17 protein-coding genes are annotated in these 17,688 nt (G+C 56.0%); 10 read left to right on the plus strand and 7 right to left on the minus strand.

Annotated elements, in window-relative coordinates; all coding sequences use genetic code 11:
* Window positions 1-29: 29 nt before the first annotated feature.
* Genes OCK01_RS21610 through OCK01_RS21620 form a run of 3 tightly spaced genes read right to left on the minus strand, consistent with a single transcriptional unit; the run spans window position 30 to window position 1,745 of the window.
* A complete protein-coding gene (locus OCK01_RS21610) occupies window positions 30-509 on the minus strand; it encodes a hypothetical protein (protein ID WP_263825752.1) in 480 nt (159 codons plus the stop codon).
* Window positions 510-514: 5 nt separating this feature from the next.
* Window positions 515-1,420, minus strand: coding sequence for an ImmA/IrrE family metallo-endopeptidase (locus OCK01_RS21615; protein WP_263825753.1), 906 nt, complete (start codon window positions 1,418-1,420; stop codon window positions 515-517).
* Window position 1,421: 1 nt separating this feature from the next.
* Window positions 1,422-1,745, minus strand: coding sequence for a helix-turn-helix domain-containing protein (locus OCK01_RS21620; protein WP_222036110.1), 324 nt, complete (start codon window positions 1,743-1,745; stop codon window positions 1,422-1,424).
* Window positions 1,746-1,921: 176 nt separating this feature from the next.
* Between OCK01_RS21620 and OCK01_RS21625 the strand changes: the two genes are divergently transcribed.
* The 5 genes from OCK01_RS21625 (at window position 1,922) to OCK01_RS21645 (ending at window position 7,950) form a co-directional block, all read left to right on the plus strand.
* Complete coding sequence (locus tag OCK01_RS21625; protein WP_263825754.1) at window positions 1,922-3,118, plus strand: nucleotidyltransferase; 1,197 nt, start codon at window positions 1,922-1,924, stop codon at window positions 3,116-3,118.
* 3 nt (window positions 3,119-3,121) lie between these two features.
* Window positions 3,122-3,613: a hypothetical protein gene (locus OCK01_RS21630; protein ID WP_222036108.1), complete on the plus strand. Its 492-nt coding sequence runs from the start codon at window positions 3,122-3,124 to the stop codon at window positions 3,611-3,613.
* Window position 3,614: 1 nt separating this feature from the next.
* Window positions 3,615-4,742, plus strand: coding sequence for an HNH endonuclease (locus OCK01_RS21635; RefSeq protein WP_263825755.1), 1,128 nt, complete (start codon window positions 3,615-3,617; stop codon window positions 4,740-4,742).
* Window positions 4,743-4,847: 105 nt separating this feature from the next.
* Window positions 4,848-6,008, plus strand: coding sequence for a DUF2235 domain-containing protein (locus tag OCK01_RS21640; protein WP_263825756.1), 1,161 nt, complete (start codon window positions 4,848-4,850; stop codon window positions 6,006-6,008).
* A 64-nt stretch (window positions 6,009-6,072) separates the two neighbouring features.
* A complete protein-coding gene (locus tag OCK01_RS21645; protein ID WP_263825757.1) occupies window positions 6,073-7,950 on the plus strand; it encodes a sugar phosphate isomerase/epimerase in 1,878 nt (625 codons plus the stop codon).
* Window positions 7,951-8,027: 77 nt separating this feature from the next.
* Here OCK01_RS21645 and OCK01_RS21650 read toward each other — a convergent pair whose 3' ends face one another.
* From OCK01_RS21650 to OCK01_RS21660, 3 genes are all read right to left on the minus strand, one after another.
* Complete coding sequence (locus OCK01_RS21650; protein WP_263825758.1) at window positions 8,028-10,481, minus strand: HD domain-containing protein; 2,454 nt, start codon at window positions 10,479-10,481, stop codon at window positions 8,028-8,030.
* Between the two features lie 21 nt (window positions 10,482-10,502).
* Window positions 10,503-10,913, minus strand: coding sequence for a hypothetical protein (locus tag OCK01_RS21655; protein ID WP_263825759.1), 411 nt, complete (start codon window positions 10,911-10,913; stop codon window positions 10,503-10,505).
* Between the two features lie 467 nt (window positions 10,914-11,380).
* Window positions 11,381-11,770 carry a RidA family protein gene (locus tag OCK01_RS21660; protein ID WP_263825760.1) on the minus strand — a complete coding sequence of 130 codons (390 nt, stop codon included), beginning with the start codon at window positions 11,768-11,770 and terminating at the stop codon, window positions 11,381-11,383.
* A 211-nt stretch (window positions 11,771-11,981) separates the two neighbouring features.
* Between OCK01_RS21660 and OCK01_RS21665 the strand changes: the two genes are divergently transcribed.
* The 5 genes from OCK01_RS21665 (at window position 11,982) to OCK01_RS21685 (ending at window position 16,697) form a co-directional block, all read left to right on the plus strand.
* Window positions 11,982-12,515 carry a TetR/AcrR family transcriptional regulator gene (locus OCK01_RS21665; protein WP_263825761.1) on the plus strand — a complete coding sequence of 178 codons (534 nt, stop codon included), beginning with the start codon at window positions 11,982-11,984 and terminating at the stop codon, window positions 12,513-12,515.
* Window positions 12,516-12,584: 69 nt separating this feature from the next.
* Entirely contained in the window at window positions 12,585-14,015 is a 1,431-nt protein-coding gene (locus OCK01_RS21670; protein WP_263825762.1) for an MFS transporter, read from the plus strand.
* Window positions 14,016-14,136: 121 nt separating this feature from the next.
* Window positions 14,137-14,892, plus strand: a complete 756-nt coding sequence (locus tag OCK01_RS21675) for an SDR family oxidoreductase (protein WP_263825763.1) — start codon at window positions 14,137-14,139, stop codon at window positions 14,890-14,892.
* Window positions 14,893-14,957: 65 nt separating this feature from the next.
* Complete coding sequence (locus OCK01_RS21680) at window positions 14,958-15,941, plus strand: aldo/keto reductase (RefSeq protein ID WP_263825764.1); 984 nt, start codon at window positions 14,958-14,960, stop codon at window positions 15,939-15,941.
* Between the two features lie 66 nt (window positions 15,942-16,007).
* The gene (locus OCK01_RS21685) at window positions 16,008-16,697 is read left to right on the plus strand and encodes an aspartate/glutamate racemase family protein (protein ID WP_037082729.1); all 690 of its coding nucleotides are present in this window, start codon (window positions 16,008-16,010) and stop codon (window positions 16,695-16,697) included.
* A gap of 39 nt (window positions 16,698-16,736) precedes the next feature.
* On the opposite strand, the gene OCK01_RS21690 is transcribed toward OCK01_RS21685, so the two are convergent.
* Entirely contained in the window at window positions 16,737-17,648 is a 912-nt protein-coding gene (locus tag OCK01_RS21690; RefSeq protein WP_263825765.1) for an AraC family transcriptional regulator, read from the minus strand.
* Window positions 17,649-17,688: the final 40 nt, after the last annotated feature.

Here is a 17,688-nt window from a genome sequence, read left to right on the forward strand (position 1 = left end):
CACGTCACGGTAGACTCGTCCCGAGTAGGTTAGCGAGACTGATGCGCTCCCCGGCGCTGGACAATCGTTTGATTCAAAATTCGGCGATTGATCTTCTGCTTCCAGTTCAGCTGCGCTGGCGAGAGCTTTCTCTTGAGCTTTGTCTGTTTAAGAAACCGATATTCCTTTTCGTCGTAGAGATATCCCATTCGATACGCGTGCTCGATCAAGTCATCGTTTGCATTGGCAGAAGGGTCCGCCTGTATGCGCTTCAGGCCCTCAAAGAGATTGCCAGTGTTGATGCCTACAAAGCGATTGATGCAGACGTTGCCAACGTAAGTCGTCGCTCCGTTGAGGCGATTTCGGATGTAGCAATGCTCAAGAATGTCCTGACCGCAAGGGCATTGGTCGAACTCCTCGCTTATCTCAACGCCAACCAACTGCCATTCCAGGCGAGCTGTTTCGAACATTTTTGAAACCGACAAAGGGAGGATGTGCGCTTTCAGGCGTTCAAAGTTGTGGCTTTCCATCGTGATCAGCGCCTTTGATATTTTTCCTGCTGAGCATGCCAGCGGTCGCGAGCCGTCATGTCCTCTCTTTCTTCCTGTTCCTCATCGGCTTCCTCGTGCCAGAGCATGATCAGCGCATAGCCATTCTTCTGAAGACAGGCCTGTTCGCTGAGCGTCGGAGCGCGTTGTCCGCGCGGCACATCAATCCAAACATCCGGCAGTCTTTCGTCAATCTCACTGGGAGTGCCGATCCGAAGGTTTCTCCGGTAGAATAACGAACCTTGTGGTACCGGCTTGTTGCGGCTTGCCGTGATGAACGGAAAGCGCTTCCGATTATGATATATCCGGCCGACTTTCCCATCCTTCACAATGATGAAGGCCAAGGATTCAGGGTGATAGTCGGCATACGCCCGGGCCATGGCTTCTTTGCTGACTTGAAACTCCTCAGCGAGCTGGAAAACATGCTCAAGGCTAGGTGATGGTTGTTTCTTGAAATACTCGCGAAGTTTGGGCGGCGGCATCAGGATCAGTGAAGAGAAGCGGTTTGCCTCAACCTCCATCTTTGCGCGCCGGTCACCTTCTTTCGCGGATAGTGTTTGCAGATCCTGCCTTGAACAAAGGAAACGCCCCTCCTTGTCTGGCACATGATTGGCAATCAAGAAGTGCCCAAGCTCATGGGCGATCGTAAAGCGACGCCGCGGCTGCTTCACCCCGCGTTTCACCAATATGATTCCGCGGCTCCGATGGCTGTCGGTGATCAACCCACCCTCGAACCCGTCGGTTTCAAGTTCAGCTATTTCGTCGATCTCAAGCTGCAGTGCTAGCTCCTCAATCGGGACAGGCACTCGAAACTCGGGCTCATGCTTCAGGATGAGACTGACAAGCCCTTCGGGCGATCCGGTGTCAGCTAAATCCATCCGCATGACGGTCATGTCATTTTTCCTTTGGAGCCTTAAGCCGATCCATTAACATCTGGATTGTTTCCCGATCTTGTGGGGCCAGCGTCTTGAGGTCTCGGTACATGGCAACCAGTGCCGGATCCTCATTCTCGCCTTCCGGGTTTTCCCCGACGAGATCAGCGATCGAAACTCGAAAATGCGTGGCGAGCTTGGTGAGAAGGTCGATAGACGGATTGGTGCTGCGGCCGGTTTCCAGATCATAGACGTGGGTTTTCGATGCTCCAATAGCGTCTGCCACATCCTGCAACGACTGCCGGTTTTTCCCTCTTAGTTCTTTGAGCTTGGTAGCCAAAGACATTCTCAAATGCTCCCTTGAATCGCTTAAGGCGCGTGCACTCTCGCGCCGCGCCGTTCGATACATCTGTACGAAAATATAACACAGGGATTGACGGAAACAAGCGTTAGATTTATCTGTACGAAATGATAGGTGCGAATCTTACGTCATCGAACCCTTCTCAGGGAATGGAGGCATGAATGCTTCATGATCAGCGACTTTTTCTGCGAGACGGAATGCTCATTGGTGCGCTCGAGCGGATGTGCGCCACACTCGAAATCTCGCAGTCCCAAACCACTCTCGCTCAGGAGCGCTACGAAGGCGTTGGGGGTTGGCTCGCGGAATCTGATGACCCGCTGCTGAAGGCGATCGGAATATTCCTCCAGGGTTCGACCGCCATCGGAACGACCGTGAAGCCGATCGGCAGTAATGAACATGATGTGGATCTGGTGGCGCATGTTCCAGGTCTTGGAATCTGGGTTGAGCCGGCTGTCCTGAAGAAGGCGATCGGTGATCGCTTGAGGGAGAACGGCCACTACAAGCCATTGCTCATCGAGATGGGCCGCTGCTGGCGGTTGGTATATGCCAACGAGTTCCACCTGGATATTACGCCATCGATTCCCAACCGTGATTGCAACATGGGCGGCGAGTTCGTTCCGGACCGCGCCCTGAAGGTCTGGAAGCCCTCAAACCCGAGAGGCTACAAGGCGCTTTTCCTGGAAAGAGTAAAACTGGTGCCCCGGTTTCGGGTGATGAAAGGCCTTCAGGCTGAGGATAGGGCGCATGCCAGCGTGGAGCCCTATCCCGAGCAGGGTCGCTTCAAAGGCATTTTGCAGCGGATCGTGCAGATTCTAAAAAGGCATCGAGACGTCTTTATTCTGGCAAACGACCTCGATACGTCTCTTTCGCCCATTTCCGTTCTCGTCACGACCCTGGCCTCCCAGAGCTATGAATATTGCGTCCGAACCAACGTCTACGACAGCGAACTGGATTTGCTGGTCGATGTGATCAGGCGCATGCCGGATTTCATTGAGACTCGCACCGTCAACGGCCGAATGCACTGGTTTGTATGGAACGAGACCACCAAGGGCGAAAACTTTGCCGAGAAATGGAACGGCGAACCGAGACGTGCTGAGGTGTTCTATGCGTGGCATTCGCGTGTGCTCAATGACATTGGGCGACTGAGGGATGTTGAGGGGCTGGACGGTCTGAAGCAGCGACTTTCGGACTCGTTTGGCCCGGCTCCGGCGAAAGCTGTCATCGACTCCATAACCGACGAGATCTCGCTATCGCGTCGGAACGGCTTGCTCACCGCTGCACCGCATGTCGGGCTCGTGACAGGCCTTGCTTCCGCAACCGCCACGCCGGTGCGGGCAAACACATTCTTCGGCAGGTAGCTCATGCGTTTTGCCGAGCCGAAGCCGCTAACCGCTGCGCAGCAGTTCCTCCTCCTCAGGAAGAACCCGCTGTCGGCCGGCAATGGCACTCTCGGTTCAGGCTGTTTTGAATGGCGCTTCCGCGCCACGCCGACTCCATTGTCCCGCATATACGAGGCACGCTTGGAATTTGCGTCTGACCGATCGCCCCGGGTTTACATTGAAACTCCGGACCTGGTGCTGCTGGCAGGTGGAAAGAAACTTCCTCACGTCTACGAGCAGAGCCCCACGCGCCTATGTCTTTATCTGCCCAGAACATATGAATGGCAGCCCTGGATGAGGTTGGATCAGACCATCGTCCCCTGGACGTCGCTGTGGCTGTTTTACTTCGAGGACTGGCTAGGCGAGGGCGAATGGCGAGGCGGAGGAGAACATCCCGTGCCGCGAGACGTTGAGCGCCGCGTTAGCCGAAGCCGTTTGCAGCGCCAGCATCCTCCTCGTGAAAGGATTGAGTAAAATGGCGAAGACGAAAGTCGATCAAAAAACGCAACGGGCGCTTTGGGCGCGTGCCGCCGGTCGCTGCCAATATCGTGGCTGCAACTGCGAGCTCATCGGGGAGCTGCTGTCCGGCAAGGAGGACAAGATGTTCGGCTTCGTCGCGCACATCGTTGCCGACTCCCCGAACGGCGCGCGCGGACATCCGACCCGGTCCGCGCTTCTCGCAAAAGACATCTCAAATCTCATGTTGCTCTGCGCAAAACACCATCGTCTCATCGATGATGAAGCACCCTTTGATCATCCGGAAGAGCTTCTCCTTCGTATGAAGAACGAGCACGAGCAGCGGGTGCGTATAGCAGCTGGTATTCAGCCGGACCGGGCATCTCATGTAATCCGTTTCGGCGCGAATATCGGCATGAACGAGGCGCTGGTCGCAAGGCATGACATTTTCGCCTCCATGCAGCCTGATCGTTCGCCGGCGTCCTTCGACACAATCGATCTGGAAATGCTCGGTCTTTCGCTCGATGATGCCGACGAACAGTATTGGCAGGTTCAGCAGAAGAACCTCCAGCGGCAGTTTGCTGAAAAGATCCGGGGCCGAATCGAACGACAGCAGATCACGCATGCAAGCGTCTTCGCGCTTGCGCCCCAGCCGCTCCTGATCGAACTGGGAAGGCAGCTTTGCGACATCCTACCCGCCGAGGTTCATCAACGACACAGAGAGCCGGCAACATGGAAGTGGCAGAACGACAGTGCGCCGATCGAGTTCCAGATCGAGGCGCCCACCGATGTTCATTCGATAGTGGCCCTGGTTCTGGGTTTGAGCGCGACGATATCGAAGGAGCGTATCGATGCCATTTTGGGCCACGACATTTCGATTTGGTCGATCAATGCGATCTCACCGCATAACGACATCATGCGGAGCGCCGGGGATCTCTCGCGCTTTCGCCAGGAACTGAGACGGCTTTTCGACAGGATCAAAGCGGTGCACGGAGAAGGGGCAACGATAAACGTTTTTCCCGCCTTGCCGGTCTCTGCGGCGGTGGAACTGGGGCGCGTGTGGATGCCAAAGGCGGATCTGCCAATGATCGTTTTTGACCAGAATCGGCGCGTCGGTGGTTTCGCATCGGCTCTGCGGATCCAGTGACAGGCCGCTGAGCCTATTAAAACAAGCCTCAACTAGCGTGCGCGAATTAGTTGAAGAGGTTGCTATCTGTGGTAGGTTTCTGACGGGGACGAGGGGAGATTAGCGATGGCCAAGAACATCGTCGTCTGCTGTGACGGAACTGGCAACGAAATCGGCGTGAACATGTCCAATGTCCTCAAGCTGTATAGGATGCTTGAGAAGGACAACGGTCAAACTGTGTATTATGACCCCGGCGTTGGAACGTTGGGTCAACGAAAGACCTGGGGGAGAATTAGCCAGAACGCAAAAGGTGTTCTGGGGCTAGCCACCGGCTATGGCCTGGACGACGACGTGTTGGGCGCCTATCGCTTCTTGGCTGAACATTACAGCGAAGGCGACCAGGTATTTCTTTTCGGCTTCAGCCGCGGGGCTTACAGCGTCCGTGTCCTTGGTGGTTTCATTCACCTCCTCGGTCTATTACGCCCGGATCAACTGAATTACCTCGGCTATGCATTCGCCGCTTACAAGCGCGCCGCCATGGATGGCGAAGATCTCTCGGTAGCTTGGCACTTCCGGAGAATTGTCGGCGGCCGGACGGTACCGATCAAGTTCCTTGGCGTCTGGGATACCGTCGCATCTGTTATCGTGCCGCGACCTGATCGCTTCTACATCCCGAGTTTGGAGACGCTGCCCTACACGCTGCAGAATCCCAGCGTCGAAGTCTTCCGTCAAGCAATTGCCATTGATGAATTTCGCCGGATGTTTCGATTGCGCAGATGGAAAGAGGACCAGGAGTTCAAGCCCAACCGCTTTTCGACCTCAGAGCCTCGAGAGCAAGACAGCCGCCAGGTTTGGTTCGCAGGCTGTCACTCCGACATCGGCGGCGGTTATCCGGAGAAGGAAAGCGGTCTGTCAAAATACCCCCTCCGTTGGATGATCCAACAAGCCAAGCCGCACGGTTTGAACGTGAACATGGCGATGTTCAATCATCTCGCGGAAGGGAAGGCTAGGGAGGGTAGCGAGCACAGATACGCCGAGCCCAGCGCAAGCGCGGAATTGCACACATCAGCAACCGGCGCTTGGCGCCTTCTCGAGTGGCTACCGAAAAATGTAAAATGGCGCGAGTGGCCGAAGCGGAAGGGCTTGTTTGGTTACTACCTGCCCCACTACGAGCCGCGATCTATTCCTGAGGGAGCGAAGATCCATGAGTCAGTGCTCCAGCGGAAGGATGCCGTGCCAGCCTATCGCCCGCAGAATTTGCCTTCGGCTTATGAAGTGGAGACGTGAGGATGTGGGGCGAACTGATGTTATTTAATCGCGTGTCGTTGCTGGTGCGCTGACGGATTGGGGGATGTCGATGGCGCTGTCCAGCGATCAATGTACGCCTTACTTATCGGTTTCGCTCTACAGAGCCACCGGAGACGCCGTCGCATCCAGCGAACTGCTTACCGCAATTCGCGATCTCGCAAGAGACAATGCTGACAAGAAAGGCACGGAAAGGGCAAGGTTCCCCGCGGTCCAAGACCCGTCCATCGAAAGTGACGGGACAACGGTTGCCTGGGCACACTACGTCGAAAAGCGATCGCCGAGTTGGTATGTTGGTGAAGGCGTTGCAGACACGCTGAACCAACTGATCATTGTGGCTAGTCGGGGAGATTTATACGCCCTGCTGTTCTCGGATAATGGTCTTCGAGGCACCGTTGCAAAGAAAATCCTGCGCGCGTCCAATGGACCTTTTTCGAGAATTAGGCGGCTTAGTTCGAGCGAAATCAACAAGGCATTTGTTGAGAGCCAGGTCCGCACGCTTTGGCTCAGCGGCACACATCGTCGAACAGCGATCAAGCCTGACTCGAAAATTCTCTCAGGACTTGAGTTGGAGACCTCCCTCGATCCCCTTGGGGACCAGACATACTACTTCAGCTCGGTCCGCAGCACGATTTCCCTATCCGAACATCACACAAGTGCCGTGGTCGGTGCGAGTCCAACCGGGAGCAGAATCTGGATTGGACCCACACGGTCTTGGGAGGAATTCATCGTAAACGTCGGTCTGGTCCTTGATCGAGCTGCAGACTACATGAGCGACGCGGCGCGACCGGACAGGCCGCTTCCGATCCTCGCTTCCGCTATAACCGCACTGGACGGAATCGAGCAGCCTTACGATTTAGCGTTCATTGTGCCCGAACAAGTGGCTGATGGAGCGGGGCCTGCTGGCGAAGACGAACTTCGTTGGCTTCAGCAGTTCGGCGATGCTGCCAGATTTGAAGTCACGGCGGCGGCCGGAAGCGCGAACTTTGAAGCGGACGTCTTCTGGGCCGATGAGAGGCTCGGGCGGTTGGCGTACGAATTCGAGCAAACGCTGGGTAGCGATGTTCGTCTCAAGATTCGCAAGATGGATGGTTTCGACAATGAAGCCCGAGATGCCGATATCCTCAAAATATGTCGGCAGCCAGAGAACATCACGGTTTATTTCGACACTGGCCACACTTTCTCACGGGGCCACTTCTATGAGACAAGGTTCCGGGACGCCAGGTTCTCGGACTGGCGATGGGTCTCGATGGCCCATCATGGAACTGCGTTCTGGCAGGAGAAGCCCCTGGACGGGAAACGCTTTGCTGTTGAGAATATCGGCAATGCTGACGACAATTCTCTTTTCGGCATGGTCGCCAGACATTGGCCCAATTTGGAAGAACGGGGCCAGCAGGCCGGTTGGCTCGTTTGCGATGATGGCGCAATGGAGTCTGCGGACTTCATCCACGTCAACGACACGAGCGACCCGCCTGAGCTCACGCTGATCCACGTGAAGGGCAGTGGTTCCAACGATGCCAATCGCGGGCTTTCCGTCTCTGATTATGAAGTCGTTGTCGGACAAGCGATCAAAAATCTGCGCCACGTTGATCGCGGACTGCTCAGAGAGAAGCTGGCGGCGAACGCTGAAGGGGTGCTCCAGAATGCAGTTTGGCATGATGGGCAACGCCAAGAAAACAGGGAGGCATTGCTCGCGATGCTCGCTGGCTTAGGCTCCAATCTGAAAACGAAAGTGGTTGTATTTCAGCCGCGCGTCCGTCGTTCTGTCTTCAACAGCGTTCGGGATAAGATGGATAGTGACGACCCACCAGATTCTGAAGTTCGGCGTATGCAGCAGCTCGACGCCCTTCTTCTTGGCGCTCGATCTGACTGCTTTTCATTGGGAGCAGCCTTCGTCGTAATTGCAGATGCGGATGATGAATAAAGCTCGTGCAACTCTACCGTGGACGCTAAGCTGCTTGGCGGGGCGGAGCAAGAGCCAGTCCTTTTTTATCAGGACTTTCATTTCTTCTTCTGCGCTTTCTCGCGTGATGGTATGGGAGACCCATAAGGAAGGACAATGCGTAGCGCAACGCGGTTCTCGCCGCCAACAATAGGCCCGACGCTGACAGCCTTGGTCTTTTCCAGCATCTCCCCTGCTCGGTGGCGAACCGCTACGATTACGATCGTGAGCTGCGACGAGAGCGCCATCGCATAGCGCCTGGCCTGCATACCCGCGGCTTTTGCTGTGGCATTCGTTGCCACGTTGCTTTCGAACTTGTTTTCGATAATCACGCGACCCTCGGCCAAGAGGTCGAGCTCACCGCCGCTCATCTCAGCGCCTTCCTTGACATCGATACGGTTCATTTCAAGAAAGCTGCGGATATGCTTCTGCAAGGCAGCCTCGTTTTCGAGTGCCTCGGTGACAAGTCCTGTTCCGTACCAGTGGTCAACAATGCTGAACATAGTGCCCATGACCTTGTAGAAGGCCTCGGCATCCTCGTGGGTCAATCCCGCTTGTAGTACCCGGTTGATATCCTCGGTGAGTTTGACGTCGAGATCCGGATCCTGGCCGAGCCAGTCGTTGGGGATACCGAGCTTCTCTGACCTGATCGTAAGAAGCTGGTGGCGTTTCCGTGTGAGGAGTTCGATTGCTGTATGATCGAGCAACTCGCGCTGCCGAAGGATTTCGAGCCAGCCGGTATGGTCCTGGGTCATTTTGATATAGCCGTCGGCGTCAGGGCCCATCACAACGCCGTACCGGCGCAGAAAGATCAGTTTCGCCGCAAGCGACACAAGCGGAACAAGACTGCGCGGGCAGAAGACGTAACCGGTTCGCTTCTGTAAATCGTAGGCGTCGGTCCATTTGACTGGATTGAACGAAAATTCCGGAACGCGGATGGTTCCAGTCGGGAACCTGGCAAGAATACGGATTGCGTCTGCCTTTTTCGCAGGAATATCCACGATTATCTCTTCTGCCCCGATGGCTTGAAGTTCGTCTCGCATCGACGCGACCTTCGACTGCTCCGGCGTCCCCACGTCGGTGGCGAGGGACGTACCAATCTCAAGCGACAGCGCGTGAATCTCGCTTGCAACCTCAATACGGGTGGCCAGCGCGCTAAGATCGCGCGCAACGACCGCCCATTTCTCCCGGCGGATGTCTTCCTTTTGCTCGTCCAAAAGGCCCGGAGGGCAATCGATAAATCGTCCCCGAAATGCGAAGGCCCGATGAAGAAGGTCCCGGTTCAACAGTCCGGATGCAAGTCGTCGGGACCGACCCGGCTTCAGTTTGATCTGGGAGCTCGTCAAGTTGCCGGCGAACACCTGAAGTATGCTCTCGTCGCCGAACGGAACGAACATTTCCTTAAGAGAAAAGGGTTTTCCTCTCTCTTCTTCTGCGGCAAGCACCAATCGCTGCGCCATCGCCTCGGCCGCCCGTACCTTGTGGTGGTGGTAGAGCCGGTCGTAGAGGAACGTTCTGCCGATGAGCATCTGTTCGAACGACCCGAACCCGGATGCAGCTATTCCAATCTGCAAGATGCTCCGCGTCGATTGTGCGTTCGCCCTTTCTATCAGATCACCGAGGCTTGGGTCGAGGTTCTGCTCTGTCATTTTGAGGATTTCGATTTTCGACAGTAGCCGATCCGTGTCAAACCCGATCTCAAGCCCGGAATGATGGGCGTCCCGAGACAGGTAGTCGAGCTTGTCCGCATCGATCTGGCTGCTGAGAACCTGGGAAAGATGACTCGCACCAGGTCCGGAAACGGCACCGAGGATGGCGGCTGCAAGATGTTCCTGAAATTGTTCTGCATCAAGGCTGCCACGCGGCATAAGCAGTCGATCGTGGGCGAGGATCGTGCGCATCGGCTGCGATAGGACAAATAGGACCGCGAGGACTTCAGAGATCGACGGCATATCGTTCTGCGGATAAATCCTGCGTAAAAGAAGCTGCGCATCTCGCAGCTCCTTTTTCCAGGGCGCAAGTGGATTCGCCCCGCCGGTTTGGGTCTCCAACACCGGCTCTATGGCGTGGCTAAATGGCCCATGACCTGTGTCATGGATTAGGGCAGCCAGCCTGTAGATATATTTTTGGTTCTGTGTGATTTCCGGAAGCAGGTCGTCCACGTGGGAGATATTCCACTTCGAAATACGCCGTCCCAGCGCATCGAGCATCGTCTCGACGGCACCGACAACACCAACGACATGCTCGAGCCTATCATGATTTGCACTTGGGAAGACAAGCTGCGCAAGTCCTAGCTGCTTGACGCCACGCAATCGCTGTAGAAAGGGCGTATCCAGAAACGCGACTTCCCAGGAAAAGAGGTCCACCGTTCCCCAGATTGGATCGTTCACCTGCTTGGGGCGTGTTTCAACACCTTGGTCCAGCCGGACTTTCAATGGCTGGAGCCATTGCGTCATAAGCTCATGGACACTCTGGGTTAAGCTTGGCAGGCTGTCCTTGAGTTGGATTGCCAAGCTTCGTTCCATAGAAAAACCCTACGCGGCAAAATGCGATGTGTTTTCTGTCGTGTCTCGCAACATGGCCGCACGATGATTAAGCCTGCCGCCGATTTCGCGAGCGACTTTCGTGGACAAGCCATTCCTGACCGCGATGCGACGCGCCATCTCCTCGTCGATCATGACATTCGTCGATAGATAGGTTGGATTGGGTTCGCTGGTCAGCAGCGCATCTTGCGCAGCCAGAAGAATGTCGGGCAGCTCGTAACAACGCAGACCGACGTTCGTTTGCCCAAAATGCAGATTATCCCGAAGTGCCGCTGGAAGATCATCGCGGCACTCGAACAACGCTCTATCCAATATCCCATGTGAGGTCGGTAAACGTTCGTTATCGCTTCCGAGCTTCCAGATCGCCATTAGCAGTTCGGCTTCTACGTAGCGATTAGCCATAGTCATTCTCCTGAGTCCATATATGACGACTCACCTGTTGCAATTTTGATAATGGCATTCGAAAACGTCATCAATCCGTGTTTGATTTTTTCACCACCTTTCAGAAATTGCCGTCAGCATTCGCAGCTCCCACCAGTTTCGGACCGAGGCCACTATCCGCGCGTCGGCTCTTGTTCAGAGATAGATCGCGCCGTCGCTGTGGCGACCGCGCAGAGGCGAATTGCCCCTTAATTCCCGAATAATAAGGAAAAAGGCAGAACGTATCAAGAACAAAATATCGGTGTGGGTCGGCGCATACTCGAGGAGACGCGCCGCGATTTCCAACCGACTGAGAGATATCTGAAATCCACTGCTATAACGCCCTGATCTAACTTGTCGTGGGTTCGTGTCCATTCAAGAGCTGGTACCCTGTTCCATGCCGGCACGAGGGCGCATTGCCCGCTCCCCGATCGGTGTGAACCTAACCGCTATCGCTTCACCGCGACGCATTTCACCTCCGCAAGCAAGCCAGGATGTGCCAGTTCGGATACGCCGATACGAGTCCATGCGTAGGTTCCTTTTGGAAAGACTTCGTTCTTTGCCGTCCTGAAAATATCCATGTGCTTCGACATCTCCACATGATAGGTAGTCATCTCCACCACGTCGTCGAAGGTGCAGTTTGCGGCCTCAAGGACGATGCGGAGGTTCTCCCACATGGCCCTGAACTGTTCCCGCGGGTCCTCAATCACCTGCAAGTCCCTCGTGCGGCCGACTTGCCCGACGACGTAGATCGTACCGCCAACCTTAACCGCCGGGGCATATCCTGCGCGGGCGACGATTTCGCGCATTTCCTCTGGAATAATGACTTCTCGATCCATTGGCCTGAACTTTCCTGTTAAATATAGGCGGCCCAGGTAGGGAAGGGCGGCGCCGCCTTGGAAACCACGAGCGATTATCTAATGCGAGAAAATATGACTTGCAATAGAAACTGAATGGTTCCATATTGTCTCCATGGTTAGACGCAGTCAGACATCCCCGACCGTTGGACGCCCTCGCGAATTCGAACTCGACGACGCAGTTCGCAAGGCGATGGGCGTGTTCTGGGACCGTGGATATCACGATGCTTCTTTGCCCGACCTGCTCGAAGGCATGGAGCTATCGAGAGGTAGTTTTTACAAGGCGTTCGTGGACAAGCGGGGCGTCTATCTCCGCGCGCTTGATGTCTATATCGAAGATGCCATTCGTAAGCTTGGCGAAATCCTACATACCAACCCGTCGCCAAAAGCCGCAATTCGAGAAGCTTTTTTGCGGCAGGTTGAGGAGTCCTCAGGCAAACAGGGCCTGCGCGGATGCTTTGTCGTGTTGTCGGCCGTCGAAATGCTTCCTGCGGACGAAGAGGTTTCCGCTCGAATTGCACGACTGTTCCGGCGACTGCAGGATCTTTATGCGGCCGCCATCATAAGGGCTCAAGCCCTGGGTGAGATTGATCGTGGGTTGGACGAGCGAACTTTGGCGAGATTCCTCGTGTGTCAGATCCAAGGAATGAGAGTGCTGGGCAAGGCTGGTGCAGATCGAGAGGACACGAGGGCGATGGTCGACTTCGCGCTGAAGCCGCTCGACTGACTTCAATTAGGAACCATTGAGTTCCGAATTCACGCATTGCAACCCGCTTCAGCGGCTTCGCTTCTCGATATGGAGAGAAAGTTGTTACGATCCCATGACGCCAAGGACAGTCTCGATCCGCGCAGGTGGACGGCATTGGCCATCTTATTGACCGGGGCTTTTCTGCCCCCGCTGGATTTCTTCATCGTCAACGTGGCGCTGCCCTCGATCCGGGAGGACTTTCAGGCCTCCGCCTCGACGATGCAGCTGATTATTTCAGGCTACGCCACCACCTACGCAGTCATGCTGATCACCGGCGGCAGACTTGGCGACCTTTATGGTCGACGAAACGTCTTTCTGGCTGGAATGGTCGCATTCGCCGCCGCCTCTGCCTTGTGCGGCTTCGCCTGGTCCCCCTCGGTCTTGATCACCGGTCGTATCCTCCAGGGGTTTGCGGCAGCAATTATGGCGCCGCAAGCTTTGGCGTCAATCAATGCGATATTTCCCGAACACGAAAAGTCGAAGGCACTCAGCTTTTATGCCCTGACATTTGGGGTGGCATCAATGGCTGGCCTGTTTCTCGGTGGGGCGCTGATTGCACTGGATGTGCTTGGCCTCGGATGGAGAGCCATTTTCCTTATCAACCTTCCCGTGATCGCAATAGCCGCGCCGGCCGCGCTGGTAATGTTGCGCGAGACCAGATCGGAGGATGCGAGGAAGCTGGATATGGGTGGAGCGACGCTGATCGCAGTTGCGTTGTTTGCGCTGATCTCGCCGCTGATTGAGGGCCGTGAACAAGGGTGGCCGATCTGGTCGATCTTGATGCTATCGGCTTCCCTGCCACTTCTTCTGCTGTTTTGGCGCTACGAGCAAAGGGTGGGGGCCGCGGGGGGAGATCCGATTGTCGAACCTCGGCTGCTCCAGGTAACGGGATTGAAGCGCGGGCTGCTCTCAGCACTGTTCTTCTATGCCTTTGCGGCTTTCTGGCTGACGTTTTCGGTCTACCAACAGGGCGGCCTTGGCCGTACGCCTTTCGAGGCTGGAGTTGCAATCCTTCCCGCGGCCCTCGGGTTCGTTTTGGGACCATTCGCGAGCGGGAGCATCCTGCGCGTCTTCGGCAGGTACGCCGCCGCCGCAGGCATGACCCTGGAAGCGGCTGGATTGTTCGGGACCGCTGCCCTGATCTCGTTCGGGGCACCAGAGTTCTTATTCGTTGCCTTGTTCCTTATTGGCGCCGGTCAGGGAATTGCGCTGCCAAATCTGGTGAAGACTGTCGTTCAGCGGGTTGACCCGACGCGGTCGGGTTTGGCGTCGGGCCTAGTCAATTCGATGCTCCAGATAGGCGGCGCTTTGGCCACAGCGCTTATCGGCGGATTGTTTTTCTCAATCCTGGGTTCAGCATCCGATGAGAGATCCATCGGCCATGCCTACAGCGTCGCAGCCGTCGCGATTGGTCTTTGTCTCATCATTGCAGGTTGGCTTTCCGCTGGCCTGCCATCGGACAAAGAAGTCCACCGATGAGTACGAAAGTTGAGCCATCGGCTCTTCCTTTGAAGGTTTGACCATTCCCACTCCCAGTCGGCCACCCTCGGACAATCCATTTCTCGGCCGATCGACATGCAACATTTTGAGGTAAAATTCCATGAACAACACTCCCACTCCTCCACTTGCGGGAAGGCGAGCGCTCGTGACCGGTGCGGCACGCGGTATCGGCGCGGCCATCGCGTTGAAACTGGCCGAAGATGGTGCCGATGTCGCGATCACCTATGAGAGGTCGGCGGAAAAGGCCGAAGCCCTCGTAGCCGAGATCCGAGTGATGGGCCGCAAAGCCATTGCCATTCAAGCTGATGCCGCGAGCCCAGACGCTGCTAAAGCTGCGGTTGAGCGGACTGTCGCTGACCTCGGCGGCCTCGACATCCTGGTCAACAATGCCGGCGTCCTGTTTGCCGGTGATTTCTCCTCACAGCCACTGGACGAGATCGATCTTCAACTGAACGTGAACGTGCGCGGCGTCTTTCTGATCACTCAGGCAGCGTTGAAGCACATCCCGGACGGAGGCCGCATCATCAGTACTGGCAGCAATGCAGGCCTGGCTGTGCCTTTCGCAGGAATTGCGGTCTATGCAGCGACCAAGTCCGCTCTGGAAAGTTTTACACGTGGTCTAGCGCGCGAACTGGGACCGCGGGAAATTACCGTCAATCTGGTCCGGCCTGGCCCGATCAATACCGATATGAACCCTGCCGATGGCGCTCTAGCACCTGCGATCTTGCCGAGCCTGTCGATTGCCCGATACGGTCGGACCAGAGAGGTTGCAGAGGCCGTTGCATTCCTCGCGGGCCCGGGCGCTGGCTACATCACCGGCTCGGGCATTCTCGTCGATGGCGGCATAAGCGCTTGAACATTAAGCAAGGCGGGAGCTGCCGATCGGCAAGCCAGGTTTCCGCTGCAAAATTGGAGATAGACATGGAATATACGCGCCTTGGAAATACCGGCCTCGAGGTTTCCCGGCTCTGCCTTGGGTGCATGAGCTATGGCGAGCCCGATCGCGGAAGCCACCCCTGGACGCTAGCGGAAGAACAAAGCCGCCCCTTTATCCGCAAAGCGATCGAATTGGGGATCAACTTCTTCGATACCGCCAACGTCTACTCGGATGGAACGAGCGAAGAAATCCTCGGCCGCGCTATAAGGGACTACTCGACGAGAGACGACGTGGTCATCGCCACAAAGGTCAACGGTCGGATGAAGCCCGGACCAAATGGGGCCGGCCTGTCGCGAAAAGCTATTCTTTCGCAGATCGATGCCAGCCTGAAGCGTTTGGGAACTGACTATGTCGATCTCTACCAGATCCACCGCTTCGACCACCACACGCCGATCGAGGAAACGCTGGAAGCGTTGCATGACGTCGTAAAGGCGGGCAAAGCCCGCTACATCGGTGCGTCGTCGATGTACGCGTGGCAGTTCTCGAAAATGCTCGCTGTCTCGCAGGCGAACGGATGGTCACGGTTCGTATCCATGCAGAATCACCTCAACCTGCTGTATCGTGAAGAGGAGAGAGAGATGCTCCCGCTTTGCAAAGCCGAGGGTATTGGCGTTATCCCGTGGAGCCCGCTCGCACGTGGCCGTCTGACCCGCGATTGGAGCGCGCAGAGCGATCGCTCCGAAACTGACGAGATCGGAAAGGGCCTCTACACCCGCACCACCGAGGACGCCGACGGACGCGTGGCGGAGGCGGTTGCCAGGATTGCGCAGGAGAGGGAAGTGCCCAGAGCACAGATTGCGTTGGCATGGGTTCTATCTAAATCCGAGATCACCGCACCCATCATCGGCGCAACCAAGTTGCAGCACTTGGACGACGCTGTCGCCGCGCTTTCCATCAGGCTCACCGACGCTGAAATACAAGCTCTTGAGATGAACTACATTCCCCACTCTGTCGTCGGGTTTTCCTGACGACAGAGTGTTGGTTCGGCTGTTTTGGCGGCAACAGACTAAAACACGTGAATATGGAGAAAGCATTTGAAGACAATCGGTATTCTTGGCGGAATGTCCGCAGCCTCGACCCAGATTTATTATCGGGAACTCTGCAGGCTGACACGCGAGCGCCTTGGAGGACTTCATTCTCCCGAGCTGCTCATACGATCGGTCGACTTCGACGAAATCGAAAAGTTACAGGCATCCTCCGAGTGGGACGCGGCGGCAGATATCCTGAATGAAAAAGCCATTGCTCTGGAGCGCGGAGGTGCCGACTTGCTTATCATGGCGACCAATACCATGCATAAGGTGGCGGACAAGATCCTGAGCGGGGTCTCGATCCCGTTCGTGCACATCGCGGATGCAACTGCGACCGCCATCCTGGACGGCGGTTTCCGCAGGCCGGGCCTGATGGCGACCGCCTTCACTATGGAACAGAATTTCTACACCGACCGGCTGACCGCCCGAGGACTGTCACCAACAGTTCCTGACGCCGATGATCGAGCGGAAACTCACCGCATCATCTATGACGAGTTGTGTCGCGATGTGGTTCGCGAGGAAAGTCGCTTGACGTATGAACGGATTGCGCAGGGACTGATTGATCAAGGCAGTGATTGTCTTATCCTAGGCTGTACCGAGGTAGGGATGCTGTTGAATCAGGGTAATGTCGGCGTCCCCGTCTTCGATACGACCCTGGTTCACTGTGAAGCCGCCCTTCGAGCTGCTTTGCAGTGACATGCTGCCCATCGGGCGACTGGTTTGCGAGAGCATCGGTTAGCCCTGCTCACCAAGATGATGGTGGACCCACTTGGCCTCTTCCGACGCGGTGCGTCCAAAATGTCTTCTAAAATCGCGGCTGAATTGTGCAGGGCTGACATAGCCGACCGACGCAGCTACGTCTGCAATGGTCCCGCTCTGGCTGGCGATCATAAGTCGGGCCTCATGGAGCCGCATCGCCTTTACATATTGCATCGGACTTGAGCCGGTCAGGTTTTTGAAATGGACGTGATAGGAAGGAACGCTCATGCCCACCTCTTTGGCCAGATCCGCCACGGCAATTTCGTTAGCGTAATTCTCCCGCAGCCACGCCACGCTCTCGACCAGTCTTCCCGATGTTCCTTTGCGCTGAATTGCCGCGATCACCGCGTCACCCTGCGGCCCTGACATGACCCGGTAATGCAGTTCACGAAGGATGGAATTCCCGAGCACGGCGACATCGACCGGGTTGCCGAGTACAGTCAGCAGGCGATGCAGGACGTCTCCGATATTGCGATCCATTTTGCTCGAGAGCAAACCTCTCGGTTTACCGCCTGAGGGACCTGCGAGTTCTTCCACCTGCAGAGCAATCTCGGCCGCCATCCGCATATCTAGCTCCAGATAGACGGCAAGCAATGGCCGTTGTGGACTTGCCTTTGACGTCATCCGGAATGGAACGGGTACCGAAACAGCGAGATAATGGTCCTCGTCATAAAGGTATACTTCGCCTTCCAGGATGCCTTGCTTGCTCCCCTGTAAAACGAACACTGCCCCCGGTTTATAGAGAACTGGGATGTCATCTAGTACCGCTTCAGTGCGCAGGATACGGACACAGCTGATCGCAGTCTGATTGTAACCGAGGCGAGGAGCCAGTTGTTCGGCCACGGCGACAAGCCGGTCATGTGCGACGGACTGTTCTTCAAAAATCATAGGATTAGTCAAACCAATTAGAGAATCCGCAATCGATTTC

This window comes from Rhizobium sp. TRM95796 (genome assembly GCF_025779995.1).
Lineage (GTDB): Bacteria > Pseudomonadota > Alphaproteobacteria > Rhizobiales > Rhizobiaceae > Rhizobium_E.